General features: G+C 41.9%; 22 protein-coding genes and 1 pseudogene. All 23 read right to left on the bottom strand.

From position 1 onward, the window contains the following. Nucleotides 1-590 precede the first annotated feature (590 nt). Entirely contained in the window at nucleotides 591-1,298 is a 708-nt protein-coding gene (locus V7149_RS06645) for a DNA alkylation repair protein (RefSeq protein WP_335344862.1), read from the bottom strand. A 569-nt stretch (nucleotides 1,299-1,867) separates the two neighbouring features. Next, the gene (locus tag V7149_RS06640; RefSeq protein ID WP_335344861.1) at nucleotides 1,868-2,275 is read right to left on the bottom strand and encodes a F0F1 ATP synthase subunit epsilon; all 408 of its coding nucleotides are present in this window, start codon (nucleotides 2,273-2,275) and stop codon (nucleotides 1,868-1,870) included. A 22-nt stretch (nucleotides 2,276-2,297) separates the two neighbouring features. Beyond that, complete coding sequence (gene atpD / locus V7149_RS06635; RefSeq protein WP_335344860.1) at nucleotides 2,298-3,719, bottom strand: F0F1 ATP synthase subunit beta; 1,422 nt, start codon at nucleotides 3,717-3,719, stop codon at nucleotides 2,298-2,300. Nucleotides 3,720-3,818: 99 nt separating this feature from the next. Beyond that, a complete protein-coding gene (locus V7149_RS06630; RefSeq protein ID WP_335344859.1) occupies nucleotides 3,819-4,676 on the bottom strand; it encodes a F0F1 ATP synthase subunit gamma in 858 nt (285 codons plus the stop codon). Between the two features lie 103 nt (nucleotides 4,677-4,779). Then, nucleotides 4,780-6,291 carry a F0F1 ATP synthase subunit alpha gene (gene atpA, locus V7149_RS06625; RefSeq protein WP_335344858.1) on the bottom strand — a complete coding sequence of 504 codons (1,512 nt, stop codon included), beginning with the start codon at nucleotides 6,289-6,291 and terminating at the stop codon, nucleotides 4,780-4,782. Between the two features lie 24 nt (nucleotides 6,292-6,315). Beyond that, complete coding sequence (locus tag V7149_RS06620; RefSeq protein WP_335344857.1) at nucleotides 6,316-6,852, bottom strand: F0F1 ATP synthase subunit delta; 537 nt, start codon at nucleotides 6,850-6,852, stop codon at nucleotides 6,316-6,318. Next, complete coding sequence (gene atpF / locus V7149_RS06615) at nucleotides 6,849-7,361, bottom strand: F0F1 ATP synthase subunit B (RefSeq protein WP_335344856.1); 513 nt, start codon at nucleotides 7,359-7,361, stop codon at nucleotides 6,849-6,851. The genes V7149_RS06620 and atpF overlap by 4 nt, the downstream gene beginning before the upstream one ends. A 136-nt stretch (nucleotides 7,362-7,497) precedes the next feature. Then, nucleotides 7,498-7,710, bottom strand: coding sequence for a F0F1 ATP synthase subunit C (gene atpE, locus V7149_RS06610; RefSeq protein WP_019153961.1), 213 nt, complete (start codon nucleotides 7,708-7,710; stop codon nucleotides 7,498-7,500). Between the two features lie 78 nt (nucleotides 7,711-7,788). Next, the gene (atpB, locus tag V7149_RS06605; protein ID WP_335344855.1) at nucleotides 7,789-8,499 is read right to left on the bottom strand and encodes a F0F1 ATP synthase subunit A; all 711 of its coding nucleotides are present in this window, start codon (nucleotides 8,497-8,499) and stop codon (nucleotides 7,789-7,791) included. Between the two features lie 23 nt (nucleotides 8,500-8,522). After that, nucleotides 8,523-8,897, bottom strand: coding sequence for an ATP synthase subunit I (locus tag V7149_RS06600; RefSeq protein WP_335344854.1), 375 nt, complete (start codon nucleotides 8,895-8,897; stop codon nucleotides 8,523-8,525). Nucleotides 8,898-8,903: 6 nt separating this feature from the next. After that, complete coding sequence (locus tag V7149_RS06595) at nucleotides 8,904-9,125, bottom strand: AtpZ/AtpI family protein (RefSeq protein WP_335344853.1); 222 nt, start codon at nucleotides 9,123-9,125, stop codon at nucleotides 8,904-8,906. A 260-nt stretch (nucleotides 9,126-9,385) separates the two neighbouring features. Continuing rightward, nucleotides 9,386-11,644, bottom strand: a complete 2,259-nt coding sequence (locus tag V7149_RS06590; RefSeq protein WP_335344852.1) for a S8 family serine peptidase — start codon at nucleotides 11,642-11,644, stop codon at nucleotides 9,386-9,388. A gap of 310 nt (nucleotides 11,645-11,954) precedes the next feature. Continuing rightward, a complete protein-coding gene (gene upp, locus V7149_RS06585; RefSeq protein ID WP_335344851.1) occupies nucleotides 11,955-12,584 on the bottom strand; it encodes a uracil phosphoribosyltransferase in 630 nt (209 codons plus the stop codon). Between the two features lie 459 nt (nucleotides 12,585-13,043). After that, nucleotides 13,044-14,285: a serine hydroxymethyltransferase gene (glyA, locus tag V7149_RS06580; RefSeq protein ID WP_335344850.1), complete on the bottom strand. Its 1,242-nt coding sequence runs from the start codon at nucleotides 14,283-14,285 to the stop codon at nucleotides 13,044-13,046. A 185-nt stretch (nucleotides 14,286-14,470) separates the two neighbouring features. Continuing rightward, nucleotides 14,471-15,046: a TIGR01440 family protein gene (locus V7149_RS06575; RefSeq protein WP_335344849.1), complete on the bottom strand. Its 576-nt coding sequence runs from the start codon at nucleotides 15,044-15,046 to the stop codon at nucleotides 14,471-14,473. A 244-nt stretch (nucleotides 15,047-15,290) separates the two neighbouring features. Continuing rightward, nucleotides 15,291-15,731, bottom strand: a complete 441-nt coding sequence (gene rpiB / locus V7149_RS06570; RefSeq protein ID WP_335344848.1) for a ribose 5-phosphate isomerase B — start codon at nucleotides 15,729-15,731, stop codon at nucleotides 15,291-15,293. 142 nt (nucleotides 15,732-15,873) lie between these two features. Beyond that, complete coding sequence (locus tag V7149_RS06565; protein ID WP_438824090.1) at nucleotides 15,874-16,800, bottom strand: methyl-accepting chemotaxis protein; 927 nt, start codon at nucleotides 16,798-16,800, stop codon at nucleotides 15,874-15,876. Between the two features lie 12 nt (nucleotides 16,801-16,812). Beyond that, nucleotides 16,813-17,052 (bottom strand): annotated as a pseudogene (locus tag V7149_RS26450) (HAMP domain-containing protein); the annotation flags it as partial. 145 nt (nucleotides 17,053-17,197) lie between these two features. Beyond that, complete coding sequence (locus V7149_RS06560; RefSeq protein WP_335344846.1) at nucleotides 17,198-17,632, bottom strand: low molecular weight protein arginine phosphatase; 435 nt, start codon at nucleotides 17,630-17,632, stop codon at nucleotides 17,198-17,200. A gap of 406 nt (nucleotides 17,633-18,038) precedes the next feature. Beyond that, nucleotides 18,039-18,590 carry a manganese efflux pump MntP gene (locus V7149_RS06555; protein WP_335344864.1) on the bottom strand — a complete coding sequence of 184 codons (552 nt, stop codon included), beginning with the start codon at nucleotides 18,588-18,590 and terminating at the stop codon, nucleotides 18,039-18,041. Between the two features lie 283 nt (nucleotides 18,591-18,873). Next, complete coding sequence (locus V7149_RS06550) at nucleotides 18,874-19,911, bottom strand: L-threonylcarbamoyladenylate synthase (RefSeq protein ID WP_335344845.1); 1,038 nt, start codon at nucleotides 19,909-19,911, stop codon at nucleotides 18,874-18,876. Nucleotides 19,912-20,087: 176 nt separating this feature from the next. After that, nucleotides 20,088-20,531 carry a GNAT family N-acetyltransferase gene (locus V7149_RS06545; RefSeq protein WP_335344844.1) on the bottom strand — a complete coding sequence of 148 codons (444 nt, stop codon included), beginning with the start codon at nucleotides 20,529-20,531 and terminating at the stop codon, nucleotides 20,088-20,090. A gap of 212 nt (nucleotides 20,532-20,743) precedes the next feature. Then, nucleotides 20,744-21,409: a stage II sporulation protein R gene (spoIIR, locus tag V7149_RS06540; protein ID WP_335344843.1), complete on the bottom strand. Its 666-nt coding sequence runs from the start codon at nucleotides 21,407-21,409 to the stop codon at nucleotides 20,744-20,746. Nucleotides 21,410-21,941 lie beyond the last annotated feature (532 nt).

Here is a 21,941-nt window from a genome sequence, read left to right as displayed (position 1 = left end):
CGCGCTCTCATAAGCGAAAAAAGCTTTGTTCTGTGGGTGCAGCAGCGGAGCTGATGCCAGAGGTGCGAGAGCACCTCGCAGAGAGAGAATTTCCAGAAAGCCACCTCCGTTATCGACACAAATCCCTCCCCCTGAGCATTTGCGTCATCCCAGAGTCACTCCCCCGAACAACATCAAGATGACGCAAATGCGAACTCCCGCACCCTCCTGAAAATTTCCCCCAAACCAACAGGAAAAAGGGAATTATAAGTATCATTTTAACTATAAAGCGACACCCCCTTACACACACTCCTAAATTTCAACAGAAATTGACAAATCTATGAACGATTCCTCTTCCCATTTAATATGATTTCGACATTCTTGTCAGTGAGAAAAATCAACTTTGAACCTGTTTTTATCAAGCCAATTTTTTTCATCTCTTATACTACTCTTATTATAAAATGGCTAAAAAAATGACCAAGCATTTTTAATGAATACTTGGTCCTAATCATCTATATGAATGTCGGTTCGCCAAATATCACAATAACGATGAAATTCAGGCCAATTAACATAGAAAAACAGCCTTGCGTTAAAGCAAAACTGTTCACCTTCTAACATATACAAGTCTTTCGCTTTTTTCCAACCCGGTCCATATCTACTACTTTTTTAATATAATCGGTTGCTAATGGGACTTTGCAAGCGGTATTTCCTACATCCACATTCACTTTTCCGATATGTTCTGCAACCTTTTTTGCCTCAGTCGATAATGCTTGAACATAGGAGCCTACAGAAATGACAAAACCATTCATTACGTAGCGGACCCGGTTTCTTTCATCGTGGATAGTTGTTTTTACCTGATGGAGCAATTCGCTAATTTCGTTTAAATTTAATAAATCATCTGGTGTAATGGACAAATAATTTGCATATGTATTCCATCCGCAAACGGCAATCATTTCATCTTCAGATTTTTTCCATTCTCTCGCCAGTTCCAGAGCATAGTCACTTTCCGCAGCTACTCCGGAAACGGTATATTCTGCAGGCGCATGCCAAAGTGCTTTCCTCGCCCAGTCCTGTAAAGTTTCTTTTGTCATTAATTTTGGATTGATCGAAAGACCCGCTAAATACATAGCATCATAATTCCCCGATTCATACAGAGCCAACGCCAATTCCTGATCCTTTTTCACAAATTTCACAAGTTTCTTCATATCTCCAACCTTTACCCCAAAGAGCGGCTCCACCGCCCCATGACGCATCAACGTCTTTTTCGTCTGCTCCGTCCCTAATTCTTCAAGCATTTTCATTATTTCAATGTAGGTCATCCATCTTCCCTCCAATTTTAACAAGCTGACTTTCTATCATCATTTCATTTTTTGAAAGATCATAAACTATAATTCTTTTTTTAAAAGTAAAATCCTGCAAATCCTTACTATGACAGCGATTCCATATAAAACTGGCTCCCTTTAATTTTGATTCGTGCTTATTGACCTTCTGCATGCATTTTATTAGTTGAAGGGTGTTATGAGCATCGCTTAACTACCTTCAACACTTATTTTTCTATCCGAAGGGTATAATAAAGCTTTCTTAACTACCCTCACCACTCATTTTTCTACCCAAAGGTTGTTATAAAGCTTTCTTACCTACCCTACACCCATTCTTCACACCCGAAGGGTGTTATTAAACTTTCTTAACTACCTTCACTACTCTCTTATCTACCCAAGGGCTGTTATAAAGCAATCTTAACTTCCTTAACCACTCACCTAAAAATCTAAACAGCGATATAATACTCTTTTTACTACATACAGCCCCCTAAAGCAGCAAAAAACTTCCGCGCGATCTATACAACAAAAAACACCCCCCAGCCGCAGCTGAAGAGTGTTTGGTAATATGATTAGAAGTGTTTTTCTGAAACTTTGATACGATTGATGGCACGTTGAAGAGCGAGTTCAGCTCGTTTGAAGTCGACGTTGTCGCGCTTTTGGTCGTTGAGGCGCTGCTCAGCACGTTCTTTGGCGCGGACGGCACGCTCGATATCAATGCTGTCTGCTTGTTCAGCTGATTGTGCTAAAATCGAGACTTTGTCAGGGCGAACTTCAAGAAAGCCACCGCTAACTGCTACGAAATCTGTATTTCCGCCGTTTTTTAAACGGACAGCTCCAATTTGTAACGGTGCAACCATTGGAATATGGCCAGGTAAAATTCCAAGCTCACCGCTTTGAGCTTTTGTGCTTACCATTTCCACATCTGATTCATACACCGGGCCATCGGGAGTAACAACACTGACTTTAATCGTCTTCATTTTTTACCCTCCTGGACCGAAATTAGACCTCTACGCCCATGTTCTTTGCTTTCTCGATAACCTCTTCGATACGGCCGACGAGACGGAAAGCATCTTCTGGAAGGTGGTCATATTTTCCTTCAAGAATTTCTTTGAAACCATTAACTGTTTCTTTAACAGGTACGTATGATCCTGGCTGACCAGTAAACTGTTCAGCAACGTGGAAGTTTTGTGATAAGAAGAACTGGATACGACGCGCACGGGCAACGATCAACTTGTCTTCGTCTGCAAGCTCATCCATACCAAGGATCGCGATAATATCTTGTAATTCTTTATAACGCTGTAATGTTTGCTGTACTTGAGTAGCCACTTGATAGTGCTCATCTCCAACAATCTCTGCTGACAATGCACGAGATGTTGAAGCTAGTGGATCCACAGCTGGATAGATACCCATCTCAGAAAGCTTACGCTCAAGGTTCGTTGTTGCATCTAAGTGAGCGAAAGTTGTTGCTGGAGCTGGATCCGTATAGTCATCGGCTGGTACGTAAATCGCTTGGATCGAAGTTACAGAACCAACGTTCGTTGATGTAATACGTTCTTGTAATTTACCCATTTCAGTAGCAAGTGTCGGCTGATAACCTACCGCAGAAGGCATACGGCCTAATAGGGCAGAAACCTCAGAACCTGCTTGTGTGAAACGGAAGATGTTATCCATGAAGAAAAGAACGTCTTGTCCTTGGTCATCACGGAAATATTCTGCCATTGTCAAACCAGTTAAAGCAACACGCATACGTGCGCCAGGCGGCTCGTTCATCTGACCGAATACCATCGCTGTTTTCTTAATAACGCCTGAATCTGTCATTTCATGATAAAGGTCGTTACCTTCACGAGTACGCTCACCTACACCAGCGAATACGGAAATACCGCCGTGCTCTTGAGCGATGTTATTGATTAATTCCTGGATTAAAACGGTTTTACCTACACCGGCACCACCGAATAGACCGATTTTTCCACCTTTAATATATGGTGCAAGAAGGTCTACTACTTTAATTCCAGTTTCAAGAATTTCAACCTCAGTTGATAGCTGCTCGAATTTCGGCGCTTCTCTGTGGATGGAATCGCGGCGTGCTTCTGCAGGAATTGGTGCATCAAGGTCAATATTATCACCTAATACGTTAAATACACGACCAAGAGTTACGTCCCCAACAGGAACAGAAATAGGAGCACCCGTGTCTACTACTTCACTGCCGCGCGTTAAGCCGTCAGTTGAAGACATCGCAATGGTACGAACGGTATCATCACCTAAATGAAGAGCAACTTCAAGGGTTAAGTTGATGTCAACTTCAGATTCGTTACGCGCTTGATTTACGATTGTCAATGCATTATAGATCTCAGGAAGCTGACCGCTTTCGAACTTTACGTCAACAACCGGACCCATAACTTGAAGAACGCGTCCTTTGTTCATCTTTTTCCCTCCTAATAAAGAAATGCGTTGGCGCCTCGCCCAAACTTAATTCGGGAGCAGATGCCAAATATATTTAAGTTAAGAAAGTGTTTTTTATTACTATTCTAGCGCAGCTGCTCCGCCAACGATCTCTGTGATCTCTTGCGTAATGGCTGCTTGACGAGCACGGTTGTAGCTTAGGCTTAGAGATTTAATAAGCTCATTCGCATTATCCGTGGCACTCTTCATAGCCGTCATCCTTGCGGCATGCTCAGAAGCTTTACTATCTAAAAGGGCTCCGTAAATTAAGCTTTCTGCATATTGTGGGAGCAATACTTCTAGAATTTCTTCTGCTGACGGTTCAAATTCATAAGATGTAAGCTTTGTTGAAGTTGAAATATCCGTTAAAGGAAGCAGCTTCTTCTCGGTTACATCCTGTTGAATTGCACTGATGTAGTGGTTATAGTACATATATAATTCATCAAATGTTTCATCCGTAAACATGCCAACCGTTTTGCTCGTAATATCCTTAATCTCAGCAAATTCAGGCTGATCAGCAACAGCTACAATGTCAAGAATGACATTCATGCCGCGCTTTTTAAAGAAGTCACGTCCATTACGGCCGATGGCAATGATTGCATATTCATCATTTGATTTATGGCGTTGTTGAATTGTTTGGTATACATGCCTTAAAACGTTACTGTTAAAAGCTCCAGCAAGACCACGATCAGATGTGATGACTAAGTAGCCCGTTTTCTTCACTGGTCGGCTTGTTAGCATTGGATGATTTGAATCCTTGCTTCCAATTGCGATGGAGGCAGTAACCTCTTGAATTTTTTCCATGTAGGGAACGAATGATTTTGCATTCATTTCTGCACGGCTCATTTTCGCAGCAGATACCATTTGCATTGCTTTTGTAATTTGGCTCGTTTTCTTCGTAGAAGTAATACGAGTTTTTATATCACGTAATGATGCCACAGGTTCTCACCACCCTTTTTCAAAGAATGTCCAGCAGAGAGCACCTAGATATTTCCAGGCACTTTCTGCTTTCCTAATGTCAGACCCCTATAATAGAGAAATTCTATTTTTCAGATGCTGCGAATGTTTTCTTAAATTCATTGATGGCAGCACCCATATCGTCATCTGCAGGAAGATCCTTTGTTGTAACGATATGGTCTAACAAATCTTTGCGGTTATGGTCTAACCATGCATGGAGCTCAGATTCGAAACGACGAATATCATGTACAGGAATATCATCTAGGAAGCCGCGAGTAAGTGCGTAAAGAATCGCAACTTGCTTCTCAACTTTTAACGGCTTGTTTAGATCCTGCTTAAGAACCTCAACTGTACGGGCACCACGGTTTAATTTCGCTTGTGTTGCTTTATCAAGGTCAGAACCGAATTGGGCAAATGATTCTAGCTCACGGTAAGAAGCAAGGTCAAGACGCAGTGTACCTGCAACCTTTTTCATCGCTTTGATTTGTGCGGATCCACCTACACGTGATACAGAAAGACCTGCATTGATCGCCGGACGTACTCCGGAGAAGAATAGATCTGACTGTAAGAAGATTTGTCCATCAGTAATGGAAATAACGTTTGTTGGGATATAAGCAGAAACGTCACCTGCTTGAGTTTCGATAAATGGCAATGCTGTGATTGAACCAGCACCTTTTGCATCACTTAATTTAGCTGCACGCTCTAACAGACGGCTGTGCAAGTAGAATACATCCCCTGGATACGCTTCACGACCTGGAGGACGGCGTAATAATAAGGAGAGCTCACGGTAAGCAGACGCTTGTTTCGTTAAGTCATCATACACAACAAGAACGTGCTTGCCGTTGTACATGAACTCTTCACCCATTGTTACCCCAGCATAAGGAGCTAAGAATAATAATGGAGCAGGCTGTGATGCAGAAGCTGTTACAACGATTGTGTAATCTAATGCACCATTTCTGCGAAGCATTTCTACTGCATTACGAACAGTAGATTCCTTTTGTCCGATTGCCACATAGATACAAACCATGTTTTGATCTCTTTGGTTAAGGATTGTATCTATTGCAACAGATGTTTTACCTGTTTGACGGTCACCGATGATTAACTCACGTTGTCCGCGTCCGATTGGTACTAATGCGTCAATCGCTTTAATTCCCGTTTGAAGCGGCTCGTGTACAGATTTACGATCCATAACACCAGGAGCATTAGCTTCAATAGGACGAGTTTTCGTTGTGTTAATTGGACCCATGCCATCGACAGGCTGTCCAAGTGGATTTACCACGCGTCCGATTAGTTCTTCTCCAACCGGAACCTCCATGATGCGTCCTGTACGGCGTACTTCATCGCCTTCACGAATTTCTGTGAAAGGTCCAAGAATAATGATACCGACGTTATTTTCTTCAAGGTTTTGTGCCATACCCATAACGCCGTTTGAAAATTCAACAAGTTCTCCAGCCATGACATTGTCGAGGCCATGAGCACGAGCGATACCGTCACCCACAGAGATAACCGTACCTACATCACTCACTTGAATTTCCGACTGATAGTTTTCGATTTGCTTTTTTATCAGCGCACTGATTTCTTCAGCTTTGATGCTCATGAGTTTCACCCCTATCTACGAATCTTAGCCTAATAATTGACGTTCTAGACGATCTAGCTTACCGCGCAGGCTGCCGTCGAAAATCCGGTTTCCGATTCGAAGCTTGATGCCGCCGAGTAAATTAGAATCTATAATATTTTCAATACGAAGTGATTTCTTTCCAACCCTAGCTGCAAAAGATGCAGATAAAGCTTCTTTTTCAGCCCCAGATAACGGGCGAATGGAATAAACAGTCGCGTCTGCAATGCCTCTTTCGTCATTTGCAAGACTTATAAAATAATCAGCCACATCGGAAATATGATCTTCGCGATGGCGTTCTACTAAAATCATCAGCGTATTTAATACATAAATGTTCAATGATGCAAAAGCATCTTTAATCATCTCTTTTTTCTTCTCCATTGGAAGCTTAGGAGATTTTAAAACCGCTTTTAAGTCCGAGTTATGTTTTACTACTTTCCTAACTACACGAAGCTCTTCTTCTATTTGATCAAGAAGCTGGTGTTGATTTGCAAGCTGGAAAAGAGCCAACGCGTAGCGTTTTGCTACTGTGGAGCCTATCATCGCACTTCTCCTGCCTCTTGAATGTATTCGTTAATTAGCTTATCTTGGTCTTCCGTGCTTAGTTCCTTCTCAATCACTTTAGATGCAATTAAGACAGACAGAGAAGCTACCTGTTCGCGAATAGCTGCAACTGCTTTTTCTTTTTGCTGCTCAATTTCAAGCTTTGCAGATTCCTTAATGCGATCGGATTCAGTACGAGCTGTCGTAATGATTTCCTCACGCTGCAAGTCACCTTGCTTCTTAGCGCTCTCAATAAGACCTTGCGCCTCTTCACGAGCTTGTTTAAGCAGATTTCTTTGTTCTTCTAAAAGCTTCTTCGCTTCTTGACGGCTTTGTTCAGCTGCTTCAATCTCACCTGCTACATGCTCTTCACGCTGCTTCATGATGCCCATTAAAGGACCCCAGGCAAACTTCTTAAGCAGAGCCATTAAAACGATAAACATCACAAGCTGGAATAAAATATCTCCGCCGTTAAAAGCAACTCCTAATACTAAACTGCTATTTAACACCTTCGATTCACTCCCTTCAAGAGTCTCTCAAGTTTCTGTGTATATGAAAACGAATTTTTCAGGAATATTGACATAAAGGAAAGGCGAAGGTTCTCATAGAATGATCTTCGCCATTTTGGAACATTTTAACTCGGTATTAGCCACCAATAACCATGAACGCGATAACTACCGCGATGATAGGAATCGCCTCTACTAACGCAACCCCGATGAACATTGTTGTTTGAAGCATACCGCGTGCTTCTGGCTGACGAGCGATACCTTCTACTGTTCTTGAAACGATAAGACCGTTACCGATACCGGCACCTAGTGCTGCTAAACCGATTGCGATTGCTGCTGCTATAAGACCCATTATTAAGTTCCTCCTTAAAATTGTATAAATATTTTTTTGTTTATTTGTGTTTGTTCATATGATGAACAGGTATATATATTAATGGTCCGAGCTCACTTTGTGAGCTAAATAAACCATTGTTAACATTGTAAAGATAAATGCCTGAATGGCGCCAATGAAAACAGAGAACCCTTGCCAAGCAAGCGTTGGGATGATGGCTCCAATATGACCCCAAAATCCGGTTGCCAGACCTCCAGCAAGAAGCCCAAGCAAAATTTCACCCGCAAAAATGTTACCATAAAGACGCAAACCAAGTGTCAAGGTATTGGCAAATTCCTCAATAATTTTAAGAGGAAATAAAAACGGCATCGGTCTTACAAAATCACGTCCGTATTCCTTAATACCCTTGATTTTAATGCCATAATAATGTGAAAGGGCAACAACCATCGTTGCTAAAGTTAGGGTAATAACCGGATCAGCTGTAGGTGATTTCCACCATAAATAATCATTAATGACAACTGAAAACGGAAGCCCTAAAAAGTTGGATATAGCGATATACATAAGTAAAGTAATTCCTAATATATGGAATCTACCGCCAGTTTTCCAATCCATCGTACTATTGACAATTCCTTTGACAAAATCCATGATCCACTCGAAGAAGTTCTGCATTCCGGTTGGTTTCATGGCTAAACGACGGGTGGAAAGAAGTGCAATGATGAATACAACAGCACTTGCAATTGTGATCATCAAAACGTTTGCCAAGTTAAATGATAAGCCCATAAACTCACCTATAGGAGCTTCATGATGCATATGTGTTTCACCTCTCTTCCCCACTATTTACGTAAATGAAAAGATTGAATAAAATAATCTATCATAATGACAATATAGGCTGTCATTAATCCAAAAACTACGCTAATCAGGTGCAGATTTTCCGGATACTTCATCGCGATCATCACCGCTAAAACGGCCGATGCCATCCTGGAAACCATCCCTAAGGAACGCACCTTTCCTCCCTTTTCCACCGCTTGTCCGAACTTATCAACCCTTCTCGCCATCTGCCATAAATTAAATAAGCTTAAGGATGTTCCTAAGATAAGCCCTAGGAAAATAGATTGATAAGAGGTAAATCCCCAGCCAAGAACATAAATGGACAACAGTAAAAATATGTATTTTCGTTGCCTGATGAACATCAGTTTAAATTCCGGCATGGTCTTTTATTCTCCTGTGAAAAAATGTTGGATTAATCTAGTCATAGCAAAAATTCCTGTTGCTAAGCCGAGAAATAATCCTATAATAAGGAATAGCGGTTCAGTATCTGCCTTACTGTCTAGCCATCTTCCTACAAAAATACCAATTAAGACAGACCCGACTAATTGTGAAAGAATAGCAGACATTAAACCCATTGCGATAAATGGACTGCGATTTTTTTGACGCATGAAAACGCATCCTCTCCGTATAAGAGAACGGTAAGCGAATCACTAAAAAAGTCAATAATAACGGGATCCATGACTGCTTTTTCATTTTGAAAACCCTGCCATTTACACCCTTTGTAAGCATACAATAGGCACTTGTCAATGTCAATGTGTTTGTAGTGAAAAAAGTCACATTGAAAATGATGGAAATATGGTATGTTCACACAATTATCATAATTTATTTTCGCGAAATCTATTGAAAAATGAGCGCAGTTTTGCTACGCTCATTTTTTAGCTATTTTTTTTTGGCTATTTTGTTCAACCAATTGTCCATTCTGCTGTATGAAAAGATATGACTCAATGGAATCTTCTTTTCCCGCCTTTTTGGCAAAAACTTTGATAATATATAACCCTGGGTCCGGAAGCTGTTGACTGTCGATTTCCTGTAAAAGCTGCCCTTTTCCAACGTTCCTTTTCCAGTCTAAAAATCCAATAAAGCGAAGACTTTCTGCTTCAAACATCGCAATCCCGAACTCCTCCGCTCCTCCTGGCAAATACACTTCATAGCGATACACGTCCTTTTTATCCCCTTTTCCTAAACCAAATCCCATCACCCGCGGATAATTAGGTTCCTCAAGGACATAAAGATATGGCAGGTTGATTGTTTGTGAACCCGCATTTAATATAATATTGCCATCATATATCTTTTTGTTTAGCAGCTCCGGATCTACAGAAAGCTTGATTTCCACTCTCTTTTTCTCACCTGGCTTTAAAAAGAAGGATAAAGGAAATTTCCAGCTCAGGCCATTTTCGGCAGGCGGGATCGAAAATGAATAGGATTGACCTTTTGTTCCGATATTTTTGATCGTCACATAGCTTGAGTGCTCATGCAGGCTGTCAGCGAGTTGAAACTTCCCGAATTGAAGGGATCCCGGCGTAGCCAACGTATTGGTTTTTAGTGCCCGTTCGATTTGAATTCTCCCGGAGCCTTGCTCGAATGTCCGGTACAGCTTTCCTTTTTGATTGAAAATGGGTTTTGCGGTATTCATAAGAGCAGCTTTAATTTCCTCAGGACCCCAGTCTGGATGGGCTTGCTTAATTAATGCACAGGCTCCCGCTACATGTGGTGCCGCCATGCTCGTACCTTGTAAAGGCAAATACCCGCCAGGTACAGTGCTGTTAATCGCGACCCCTGGCGCAACCACATCAGGTTTTATTTCCCATGTGGAGGTCACAGGACCGCGGGAGCTAAAGTCAGCAAGAATATCCTTTTCCTCAATAATATGAGTTCTGGCAAATACTTTGTTTTTAGCTATTTCTCTTTTTACTTTTTCACCGTTCGCTTTTGACAGGGCCGTGACAGGAATCGAAACATCCGTCTCTAAGTTGCCAAAAAAGGCACCTTTCGTATTATTGTAAATAATGACAGCAACGGCACCTGCTTCATAGGCATTTATCGCTTTTTCTGTAAAAGTAAGTTCTCCTCTTTCCAGGAGCACAATTTTACCCTTTGCCTCCTTTAATTCTTCCTTTTTCCCTAATCCTGCTTTGATGATTTCATAGGATTTATTAAAATCCCACTCTTCAGATCCTTGAAGAGGCTCGAGTCTTAACCTCTGGCCGGCAATATCTATATATGGAATGTTTAAGGAAGGGGTCGAAGCACCAACTGAGATTGCTTTGGAGGCTGTGCCGGGCGAACCGACTGTCCAGCTATTCGGGCCCGAATTTCCCGAAGACGTTACAGCCGTAATCCCCTTTTCCACTGCTTTATTTAAAGCTAGGCTTATCGGAAGATCAGGACCGTTCACATTATTTCCGAGCGATAGGTTTAGAACATCCACCTTATCCTTTATGGCACGATCAATGGCTGCTATCACCTGCTCAGTGGTTCCGCTCCCCCCTGGCCCAAGTGCCCGGTAGGCAATAATGGTGGCCTCCGGTGCAACCCCGCGAATTTTTCCGTTTGCGGCAATGATCCCCGCAACATGCGTCCCATGGAGGGTGCCCTCCCCTTGCGAAGACAGAGTTTCCATCGGATCGTTGTCCCCATCAACTAAATCAAAACCGCCCCCATAATTGACCCTTAAGTCTGGGTGGGTATAATCGATCCCTGTGTCAATCACGCCCACCTTAACGCCTTTTCCCGTTAATCGCCGATTCTTGGCATCAAAAAAGCCCCTGACCTCTTCTCCTCCAATCATTTTCACACTTTCGTCCGCATGAACCTTATAGGTATTAACGGGGGAAGCCATTTTTGCACCAGCTATCTTGGAAAGCTGATCAATATCCGCCTGCATGCCTTTTACCGAAAATCCGTGAAAAGCGTATTTGTAAATATGCCGTAATTCCAACTTAGGTATAGATTGGATGAGCTTTTTGATTTCCTGCTCGCTTTTTTCTTTTTCCAGAATGATGATGGATACCTTTTTGTCCTGTGAAGATTCCATTGGGATGGGAGGGTGATGCAGTGTTTGTGCATATGCGGTTGATTGGAACAATAGCATGAACATGAGAGGTAAGAAAATGTTTTGTTTTTTCATATGACATCACCCTTTTTTCATAGGGTTTTCTTTATAGAGGGGAAATATGCGGGGGATTGTTGGGAGTTTGGTGAGGGATTAGTGTTTTTCTCGAGACTTAAACAAAACTCTTACATTGAACACTCCTATGTTTAGTGATTTCCTAATAAAAAACTGGCCCTTTATCAGGACCAGTTTAATCACTATTAATTAGGCTTATATTCTTCTGGATGATCGGCTAAATTCTCGATTCAGCCCCATCGCCAAACAGATTTACAGCCTCGTCCATTTTACAATAGGCAATTTAATAGCACGTCTTCAAAAAGAAGCTTTACTTCGTTCCAAACAATCGATCTCCTGCATCCCCTAGTCCAGGAACGATATAGCCGTGGTCATTTAACTTTTCATCTAGGGCTGCGATATAAATATCTACATCCGGGTGAGCTTGTTGAAGCGCCTCGACTCCTTCTGGTGCCGCAACTAGGCACATGAATTTAATATGGGTTGCGCCACGCTTTTTCAAGGAATTTATGGCTTCAATAGCGGACCCGCCTGTCGCAAGCATTGGGTCAATGACGATGAAGTCTCTTTCTTCCACATCGCTAGGCAGTTTCACATAATACTCTACCGGCTGCAATGTTTTTGGGTCGCGGTATAACCCAACATGGCCGACCTTTGCAGCAGGGATTAGCTTTAAGATTCCATCGACCATTCCAATTCCTGCACGAAGAATAGGGATGATCCCAATCTTTTTCCCAGAAAGGACCTTTGATTTTGTCATGCTAATCGGCGTCTCGATTTCAACCTCTTCTAATGACATATCTCTCGTAATTTCAAACGCCATTAAAGTGGCTACTTCATCAACAAGCTCGCGGAAATCCTTCGTCCCTGTAGATTTGTCGCGAATGTATGTAAGTTTATGCTGGATTAGTGGATGATCAAATACGTATACTTTTGCCATGTAAAAATCTCTCCTTTTTTATTTTAGACATGCTCCTATAAATGAAGAATCTTCCTTCCAACCTCCTGAAAAAATCTTTTCATTTCTCCAATAGGGTTAGCAACAATAAGGAAGCTATTCTAGCGTTGACATTTTTCTTCATCTTGCACTTCGTCTAATTTTACAGAAAAACTTTTCACACGGCAACTTTGATTCTAAATTGTTATGGAATCTTCATAATATGTGTAGAATCAATCGGGGATTAGCAGTTTTTTGAAATTGGCTGATAAACTATCCTATTTGGCTGACAAAGTAACAATCCGGCTGATAATCTTTCTATTTGGCTGAAAAAGCAGCCAATCTGGATGATAAACTATCATAATGGGCTAAAAAAATCCGTTTCAACCGCTTTCCCCTTGGATTTAATCACCAAAAAAAGCCAGACCCATTACAATAGGATCTGACCCGAGCTTTTATAGATTAATATTCAGGATATAATGTAAAGTTGCTTGTTAAAGCTTCGACACGATTTCTAGCTTCCTCAAGCTTGCCTTCGTCTTCGTGATTTTTCAATGTAAGAGCAATAATGGATGCAATCTCTTGCATTTCTTTTTCCCCGAATCCGCGAGAAGTTACGGCAGCTGTACCGATGCGGATTCCACTTGTTACAAATGGGCTTTCCGGATCGAACGGAATCGTGTTTTTGTTCACAGTGATGCCGATTTCATCAAGAACATGTTCAGCAATTTTTCCTGTTAGGCCTAGTGAACGCAAATCAACTAATAATAGGTGATTGTCTGTTCCGCCAGAAACAAGATTGATTCCTTCATTTTGAAGGGATTCTGCTAGAAGCTTCGCATTAGAAATGATATTAGCTGCATATGTTTTAAAGTCATCCTGAAGCGCTTCGCCAAATGAAACAGCTTTCGCCGCAATCACATGCATTAATGGGCCGCCTTGAATGCCAGGGAAGATGGATTTATCAATTTTCTTCGCATATTCTTCTTTACAAAGAATCATACCGCCGCGTGGGCCGCGAAGAGTTTTATGAGTAGTTGTCGTAACAAAATCTGCATATGGAACTGGGTTTTGATGTAAGCCAGCTGCTACAAGACCAGCGATGTGAGCCATATCCACCATTAAAATAGCTCCCACTTCATCAGCGATTTCACGGAAACGTTTAAAATCAATCGCACGTGGATAAGCACTTGCACCCGCAACGATTAGCTTCGGTTTGTGTTCGCGTGCTTTTTCAAGAACCACATCATAATCGATCACTTGAGTCTTTTCGTCAACACCGTACTCAACAAAATTGTATAGAACTCCACTGAAGTTTACAGGGCTGCCATGTGTTAAGTGACCGCCATGAGATAGATTCATACCAAGAACCGTATCGCCTGGCTCTAAAATAGTGAAGTAAACAGCCATGTTCGCTTGGGCACCAGAGTGCGGCTGTACATTCACATGCTCAGCTCCGAAAATTTCCTTCGCACGGTCACGAGCTAAATTCTCCACAACATCAACATGCTCACATCCGCCATAATAGCGGCGGCCTGGATAGCCTTCTGCATATTTATTTGTTAGGACAGATCCTTGTGCTTCCATAACTGCTTCACTCACAAAGTTCTCGGAAGCGATTAATTCAATTTTTGATCTTTGTCGCCCTAACTCATCTTGAATGGATTTGAAAACTAGCTCATCTTGCTTTGCTAAATGCTTCATCTAGTAGGCCTCCCTTTTCCTTCATCTATTTTCAAAAAAATATATACACTCTACCATTTTTGAAAATTCTATTATATATTATCATGTTTTGTTTGTGAAAAGAAGATTATATATTCTTTAGCGATTTAAAAAGGGAAAGCCCTGCATGATGCAAGACTTTCCTTTTTATAAAACCCACAATATACTTATCGGCAAGATTCATTTTCCGCTTTTCTCTCGTATACCGCTCTTGCGCCGCCGATCAGCTTCGGTCTCGTTTTAGCTAATGTCACATGCGCATCACCAACTGATTTCTGAGCAGTTCTAATTGGAACAGCCACATGCTTCATATGCATGCCGATGAAAGTATCACCGATATCGATTCCCGCATCCGCCTTAATATGTTCGACCACAACCGGATCCTCGAAATGTTCAAAAGCATACGTTGCCATGGCCCCGCCAGCCGTACGAACCGGAACCACGGTTACTTCATCAAGGCTTTTCTGCTCCGCTGTTTGCCTCTCGATAACTAAAGCGCGGTTCAAATGTTCACAGCATTGAAAGGCGAGAGCCACACCCGTTTTTTCACTAAAGCTTTTTAGTTTTGAAAAAATCATTTCAGCTACCTGTTCAGTGCCAGCCGTTCCGATTTTCTTCCCTGCCACCTCACTTGTGCTGCAGCCGATCACTAAAATATGCCGCTGATCAAGGGACACTTGCTCACTAAAATCTTGAATAATATCTGTTAGCTGCTTTTCCCAAACATGAATTAATTCCGTCATAAAAAGCTCACCCTTTCGGAAGCTTNNNNAGGTTCTTGGACAGCTTTCTATGTTTTACCGAGAACCTGTCCAACAAGTCAAGGTTCTTGGACAGCTTTCTATGTTTTTCCGAAAACCTGTCCAATAAATCAAGGTTCTTGGACAGCTTTCAATGATTCCTCCGAGAACCTGTCCAACAAGTCAAGCTTTCTGGACAGGTTTCAGCGTTTTCCAGAGAACCTGTCCAATAACCGGAAGCTTCACCTTATTTATTTTCGTAATCCTTAATTTTTCCAACGCGGTTTTCGTGGCGTCCGCCTTCGTATTCCGTTGTCAGCCATACCTTCGCAATTTCACGTGCCAGCCCTGGACCAATGACGCGTTCCCCCATTGCCAGCATATTGCTGTCATTATGTTCACGTGTTGCCTTCGCACTGAAGGTATCATGAACGAGTGCACAGCGGATGCCCTTCACCTTATTTGCTGCAATGCTCATCCCGATTCCAGTTCCGCAAACAAGAATCCCTTTATCAAACTCACCTTTCGCTACCTTTTCAGCAACAGGCAATGCATAATCCGGATAATCCACAGATGTTTCGCAATCACAGCCAAAGTCCTCAAATTCAATGCCCATTTCTGTCATGAGCCCTTTAATTTCCTCGCGAATTTGAATGCCGCCATGATCTGATGCAATTGCTACCTTCATATATAATCCTCCTATTTATCAGAAACACTAATTTTTTTAAGTATACTGTTATTTTGACATAAGAAATGAGAAGTGTGCAAGGGGACGATTTTGTGGGAGTAGTTAAAAAGAGAGCCCTCCTGAAACAGAAGACTCTCCACTACTAAATTTGAAATCTCGTAATTGTATTCTTTAATTTTTCTGCTTGTTCCTTTAGTTCATTGGCTAGATTTTCGACATTCGACATGACTTCGTTTTGCTGGTCTGTGGCTGTCGCCACTTCCTGAGCACCTGCAGAGGTTTCTTCCGCAATCGCTGCGACCTCTTGAGATTGTGTGGATGTATGTTGAATGCTTTCCATTTGGCGGTCGACCAAATCGGTAATGGCTGACACGAAGGAAGCCATTTCGTTGACGGTTTTCGTCATTTCCTCAATAACTATATTCGTTTCTGTTCCCTTTTTCGCTTCATTGTTAGCGGTCTCGACTTGCTCAGAAATTTGCTTAACGACATTTTGAACCTCAGCTTGGATATTCGAAATTAATTCAGAAATTCCTTGAACCGCGGTTGCACTTTCGTCAGCTAACTTTCTTACTTCCTCCGCGACAACGGCAAATCCTTTCCCATGCTCCCCGGCACGCGCTGCTTCAATGGAAGCATTTAGGGCAAGCAGATTCGTCTGAGCGGCAATGTCACCGACAAGCTGAATAATCTGCTCTACTTTTCTAGCATTCTCCTCTAAACGAATAACCGTTTGCAGAGATTCCTGATTTTCATTGGCAAGCTTTTCAATGCCTGATACGAGAGAATGAATCACCTTTTTCGAATCATGAAGATCCTGAACCATTTCACTCGAAACGGATACAGAAGCTCTCGCTTTCTCTTGAACCTCTTCCGCGATGCTAATTACATCTTCAACTAGTTCCGCAGTAGACTGAATCGCAATCGCTGAATTGTCAGCCCCAAGTGAGATTTCATTGATCGTTCGAGCAATGGAATTAGCTTGCTCTGCCGCATAAGAGGATTCCTTGGAAATCGCGATTACCTTATCATTTGTTTCGCGAAAGTTCTCATCAATTTTTTGAACCATTTCCCTTAAATTCGCAAGCATGTCATTAAAGGCAACCCCAAGTGAGCGAATTTCATCATCAGATTTCGCTAACTCCACATCCTCTTGAATATCCCCTTGCGCAGCTTTTAATGCCATTTTCTCTAGCTTTTGCAATGGCTTTATAATGAAGCCCGCAGCAAAAAAGGCCAAAATCGCCGACCAAATAATGCCTAAGCTTAATGTAATAACGCTGAAAAGGACCTCATTAAAAGGCAATGAATTTTTGATCATTGGGTATAGGAAATAAATAAAGAATGCACTTGTTGAATACGTAATGATGGCTAAAATTGTAATAAAACATACAAGTTTCTTTCTCAACCCAAATTTGTATCTTTGCTTTTCCCCCATTATGCTCCCCCTGAAAAAAATATTTGCTTTATAATTTTTTTATTATTTCCGATAAAGCTATTTTCATCTCATCGAAGGTTTTTCGATACATTTCAACGGGACCCCCGAAAGGATCTATGATATCCAGGTCCCCATCATTTCCGGCAAATTCCTTCAACGTAAATGTTTTTCCCGAGGCATTTGGAAACATCCGAGTGACTGCGGCCTTATGGCTTTCCGTCATGGTCAAAATACAGCTTGTCCAATTCACTAGGCTTTCGTTGATCATGGCAGCTTGATGATCCAAGTCGATTCCTTCTTCCGCCAGAACCGTTCGTGTATGTTCAGACGCATCGCTTCCATCTTGAGCATAAACGCCTGCAGATTTCACCTCTACACCAGAAATCCCCATATTCCTCAAAATGGCCTCAGCCATCGGGCTCCGGCATGTGTTCCCCGTGCACACAAATAAAATTCGAGTCATAGCTGCGCCCCCTTTCATTCCATTATAAGCCAAAGTTCCCAGATTCAATAGTATTGTATGTGAAAAATTTTTATAATAATTAGAAAAACCATACATTGAACGGGGCTATGTTAGCTTTTTGCGTCTTCACCCCTCAATACGCTTACATTGAATGACCCTATGTTAGTGTTTTGAGACTTCATCCCTCCAAACGCTTACATAGAACACTCCTATGTTAGCTTTTTTTCGCTTTATCCATCTAAACACTTACATTGAACGGACTAATGTAAGCCTTTCTCGACTTTATCCTTCCAAACGCTTATAATGTAAAATCTTTTTTGGGAGACAACAAATAAGAAAGGATAGTCACCATCCTTTCCGAAAAGATTGTTTATCAAATCCGTACACGAATCCGCAGCGCTGCTCCCTACCCCAATAGAAGCTTAATCCCAAACGCAAAAAGAATGCTTCCGCCAAAGGCTTCACTATAGGTGCCGAGCCAGCCCTGGACCTTTCTGCCTACGAGCAGGCCGAGCCACGTTAGGACGGTAGCGGTTACGCCGAAGCTTGTCAAAACTAACAACGTTTTGGCCCCGTAAATTCCTAGGGTTAAGCTAACAGAAAAGCTGTCTAAGCTTACGCTGAAACCAAAGAGCATTAAGCCTAGTCCCACTGGCGTAATCATGCTGCTTTTTTCCTTCTGGAATCCTGACCAGACCATTTGTATACCTAATATGAGCAGGAGCCCGCCGCCGACATAGGTGGCAATGGCACCGAATTTTTCTGATAACATTCTCCCTGCAATTATTCCAAAGAGAGGCATCCAAACATGGAAAAAGCCGATGGTCATTCCAATTTTGAATATTTGTCTAAGGCGGAGATTATACATGCCCATCCCCAAGCCCACTGAAAAAGCATCCATCGCTAGAGCGAATGCCATAATCGTAAGTGTTAGTATTTCTCCGAATAAATCTGCCATCATTTCTCCTCCTTGGACTTGCTATTTCAACATATGCACGTCCAAGAGTATTTAGAATCGAAAAGCGATATAAGGTTGGGAATCCTCCTCAATAACGAGGGTCCTGACCATAGCCTCCTAAAAAAAGCGGGACTAGTAACCCGTATCAGCGAACAATAGGTCAGTTCCCCAAATCAAAATGGACCGAGTGACCCAACCTAGCGAGGGGTTAGGCCACATCCCCCGGGGAAAAATAGACCCCATGACCACAAAAAAATGAGACGAGGTCCTATCCCTCATCCCATTAAATTACGCGATGCCCCGCTGCCTTCAAAAGGCGGTTCATGACGGCAACGCCGACTCCTTCATTTGGGAACATTTCGCTATAGATAATATCTGCGTTTGTATTGTTGAATTTCCTTAATGCTTCATATAAATAGCTCGCAACGGTTTCAAGATTTTCCCGTTGTCCACAAGGTACGACATAGTCCGCTTGATAGAAGGCTTGGTTTTCCACAGTTGTTAACACCCCAACGGTCAACCCCTCCTCCTTCTTCTTATCCACAAGCGTCTGGATAAACTCTCTTGATCCATCCACTAAATATAGCGGTGCATCTGGAGCATAGTGGCGGTATTTCATTCCCGGAGATTTCGGCGCCTGACCTGCATCCAAGAGCGCTGCATCAACGGACACTTCACCAATCACGGCTTCTATCTGTTCCTTTGTCACTGCACCCGGCCGCAAAATAACGGGGATTTCTTCTGTGCAATCCAATACGGTCGATTCCACACCCACACCCGTTTGACCACCGTCCACAATTCCCGCAATCTTCCCGTTTAGGTCCTCCCACACATGCTCAGCGGCTGTCGGACTTGGCTTTCCTGAGCGGTTTGCACTCGGTGCGGCAATCGGAAGGCCCGATCTCTTTAGGATGGCTAACGCAACAGGATGATCCGGCATACGAACAGCAACTGTGGATAACCCTGCTGTCGCCTGATCTGAAAGCATTCCCTCTTTCTTTTTAAAAATAAGGGTAAGCGGACCTGGCCAGAATTCCTTTATCAATAGCTTAGCCTGATCTGATATGTCCTCCGCAAAATCATTAAGCTGTTGGTCCTCCGCAATGTGGATAATCAGTGGATTATCACTCGGTCTTCCTTTAGCTGCAAAAATTTTCGCTACAGCCTCGCTATTTTCCGCGTTTCCACCTAAGCCGTAAACCGTTTCTGTCGGGAATGCTACCACTTCATTATTTTTTAAAAGGTCAGCAGCCTGTGCGATTTGTGGATAACTTTCGAGATCATCCACATATTTATCCACTGACCATCTTTTCGTATTCATAATGCTCCACCTTCTTTTGGCACCTTAATATCGTAAAAAAAATCCTTTGTTTACTTGTTTTATATGTTAATTACTTTTGAAAGTATAAAAGAAGATGGAGGATAACTCAAGTATTATCCACAATTTGTGGATAGATAACTCGAATTTGTGCATAACTTCGCCAATATATCCACATTTTACAGGGATAATGTCAAAAAGAATGAGTTGTCCACAGTTAAAATATGTTTTACATGGTCGGATTCATAGAGCTCCTGTGGCAAACTCAGCTTATTCACTTCTTTAAAACCTAGCAGCTGAAAAAAGGCCAGCGAGTTTTTTTTATTGGAGGAGAGGTAAAGAGATTGCAACTTCCTGTCTCTTGCTAACATTAGGATCTGCTCGAAAAGGACGAACAGTTCGTTTTCAGACATATCCTTTGTCATGGCAAGGGAACGGAGCAACCCTATTGTCCCTAATGGCTCAATCCCAAGCGTTGCTTTCACATTCCCCTGATCATTCTCCATGATTAAAAAAAAATCGATGGATTCCGCTAGTCCATCTGTATTAAGTTTCGCCTCTGCCAAAAAACTTGTTAATCTCTCAACATCCTCCGCCACTGCACATCTTATGAAAGCAGCCATCGTTCCACCTCGTTCATCATATTCTATTAGTAAATTTCATCCCATTCTGTTCTATTAAGTATGTAGAAACTTACTATATTCATATGAAAAAATAGAGATAGTAGAACTGCTTCTGCGGAAAATATGTTGTCGTTGAACAAGTCTTGATGATCGAAAATCACTATTGCAGTGAAATTAGCTTGGCCCATATTTTTGAACAGATACCCAGTTCCTTATCCGAAAATTTTCTCCCAAAGCTCGACTAAGAAAAATTTAACTTTCACAGGCTGTTCGTCCTCTTCCGTATAGACTGGAGGTGCCTTCTCTTCTTTCTCCTGCTTGTTTTCTGCAGCCGCCGCTTCTTTCGTTCCATCTTCTTCAAATCCATCACTTACTGCTACCCCATTTGAGAAATCGAGGAAGCATAGCGGCGGGAATAATACGCACCACCAGTTAGCTCCTTGCGCGTCACCAAGTGAAATCAGGATGGCTTCATATTCACCTGCTGGATAAAGGAATTGCCCGTAAAGCTTCGTTGGAAAGTCTACCTTGCCGAAATTCACCTTAACTTCTTGTTCTGATTGGTTTTCCGCTGCCACTTTTTCTGCGATTGCTTGAATTTCTGGCAGCTTGGATCGAAGTAAACTTCTTGCCTCATCAATAGATGTTAATTCTGCTACCCATTTAGTAATTTCCTCATTCACCGCGTCTCTCACCTGACGCTTTAGTACTTGATCAGCTTCTCTATCACTATTTGCTAGAATTCTTAAACGTATCGCCTCATTTGGAATGACAAGCTGATCTTCCGCCAATGTGTCACTTTGTGGTATATATAAACTTAAAATAGTTCCAATACATAAGATAATCATATATAAATTTACCGCTGTTTTTGTTTTCATATTCTCCACGCCCCTTCACTAACTCATTGTGGTCAAGGAGCCGAAATCTTAAACTAGTAAAATTAAAAAATTTACTTTTAACATCAACAAAAAATAACATTTTTCAGACACAGAAAAAGGGATTTACTAATGATTGTGTGAAGACTATATTTTGTTTGATAGGGAAAGATTAACCATAGATGGGGATTCTTTCATTCTATTAAAATTTTATCTCAACCGATTTAGAAGGGATTATCCCTCGGGCCAACGACTTTTTAATTAAGCCATATAAGCCTAGCGAGCTATCGGAAGCGACCCATCAAACCCTGCTGAAAACCGGTAAAAAGGGATAAATTTTAGTGCCTGAAGAACAGAATACATAAATCAAGGAGCCCTTAGAATTTTTCTAAGGGCTTTTGGTTCCGGATTGTGCTGATTTTTGGGATAGCGTTACTTTAGGCTTTTATGATGAGTGTTTCGTTTTTGGATTAACAGAAACATTCACTATGGAGACTTCATGACGAGCGTCTTGGGCTTGGACTGGCAGAAACAC

The sequence above is a fragment of the Bacillus sp. JJ1503 genome, from assembly GCF_036965125.1.
Taxonomy (GTDB): domain Bacteria; phylum Bacillota; class Bacilli; order Bacillales; family Cytobacillaceae; genus Cytobacillus.
The sequence above is the reverse complement of the archived record's forward strand: the minus strand, read 5'-3'. Positions and strand labels throughout refer to the sequence as shown.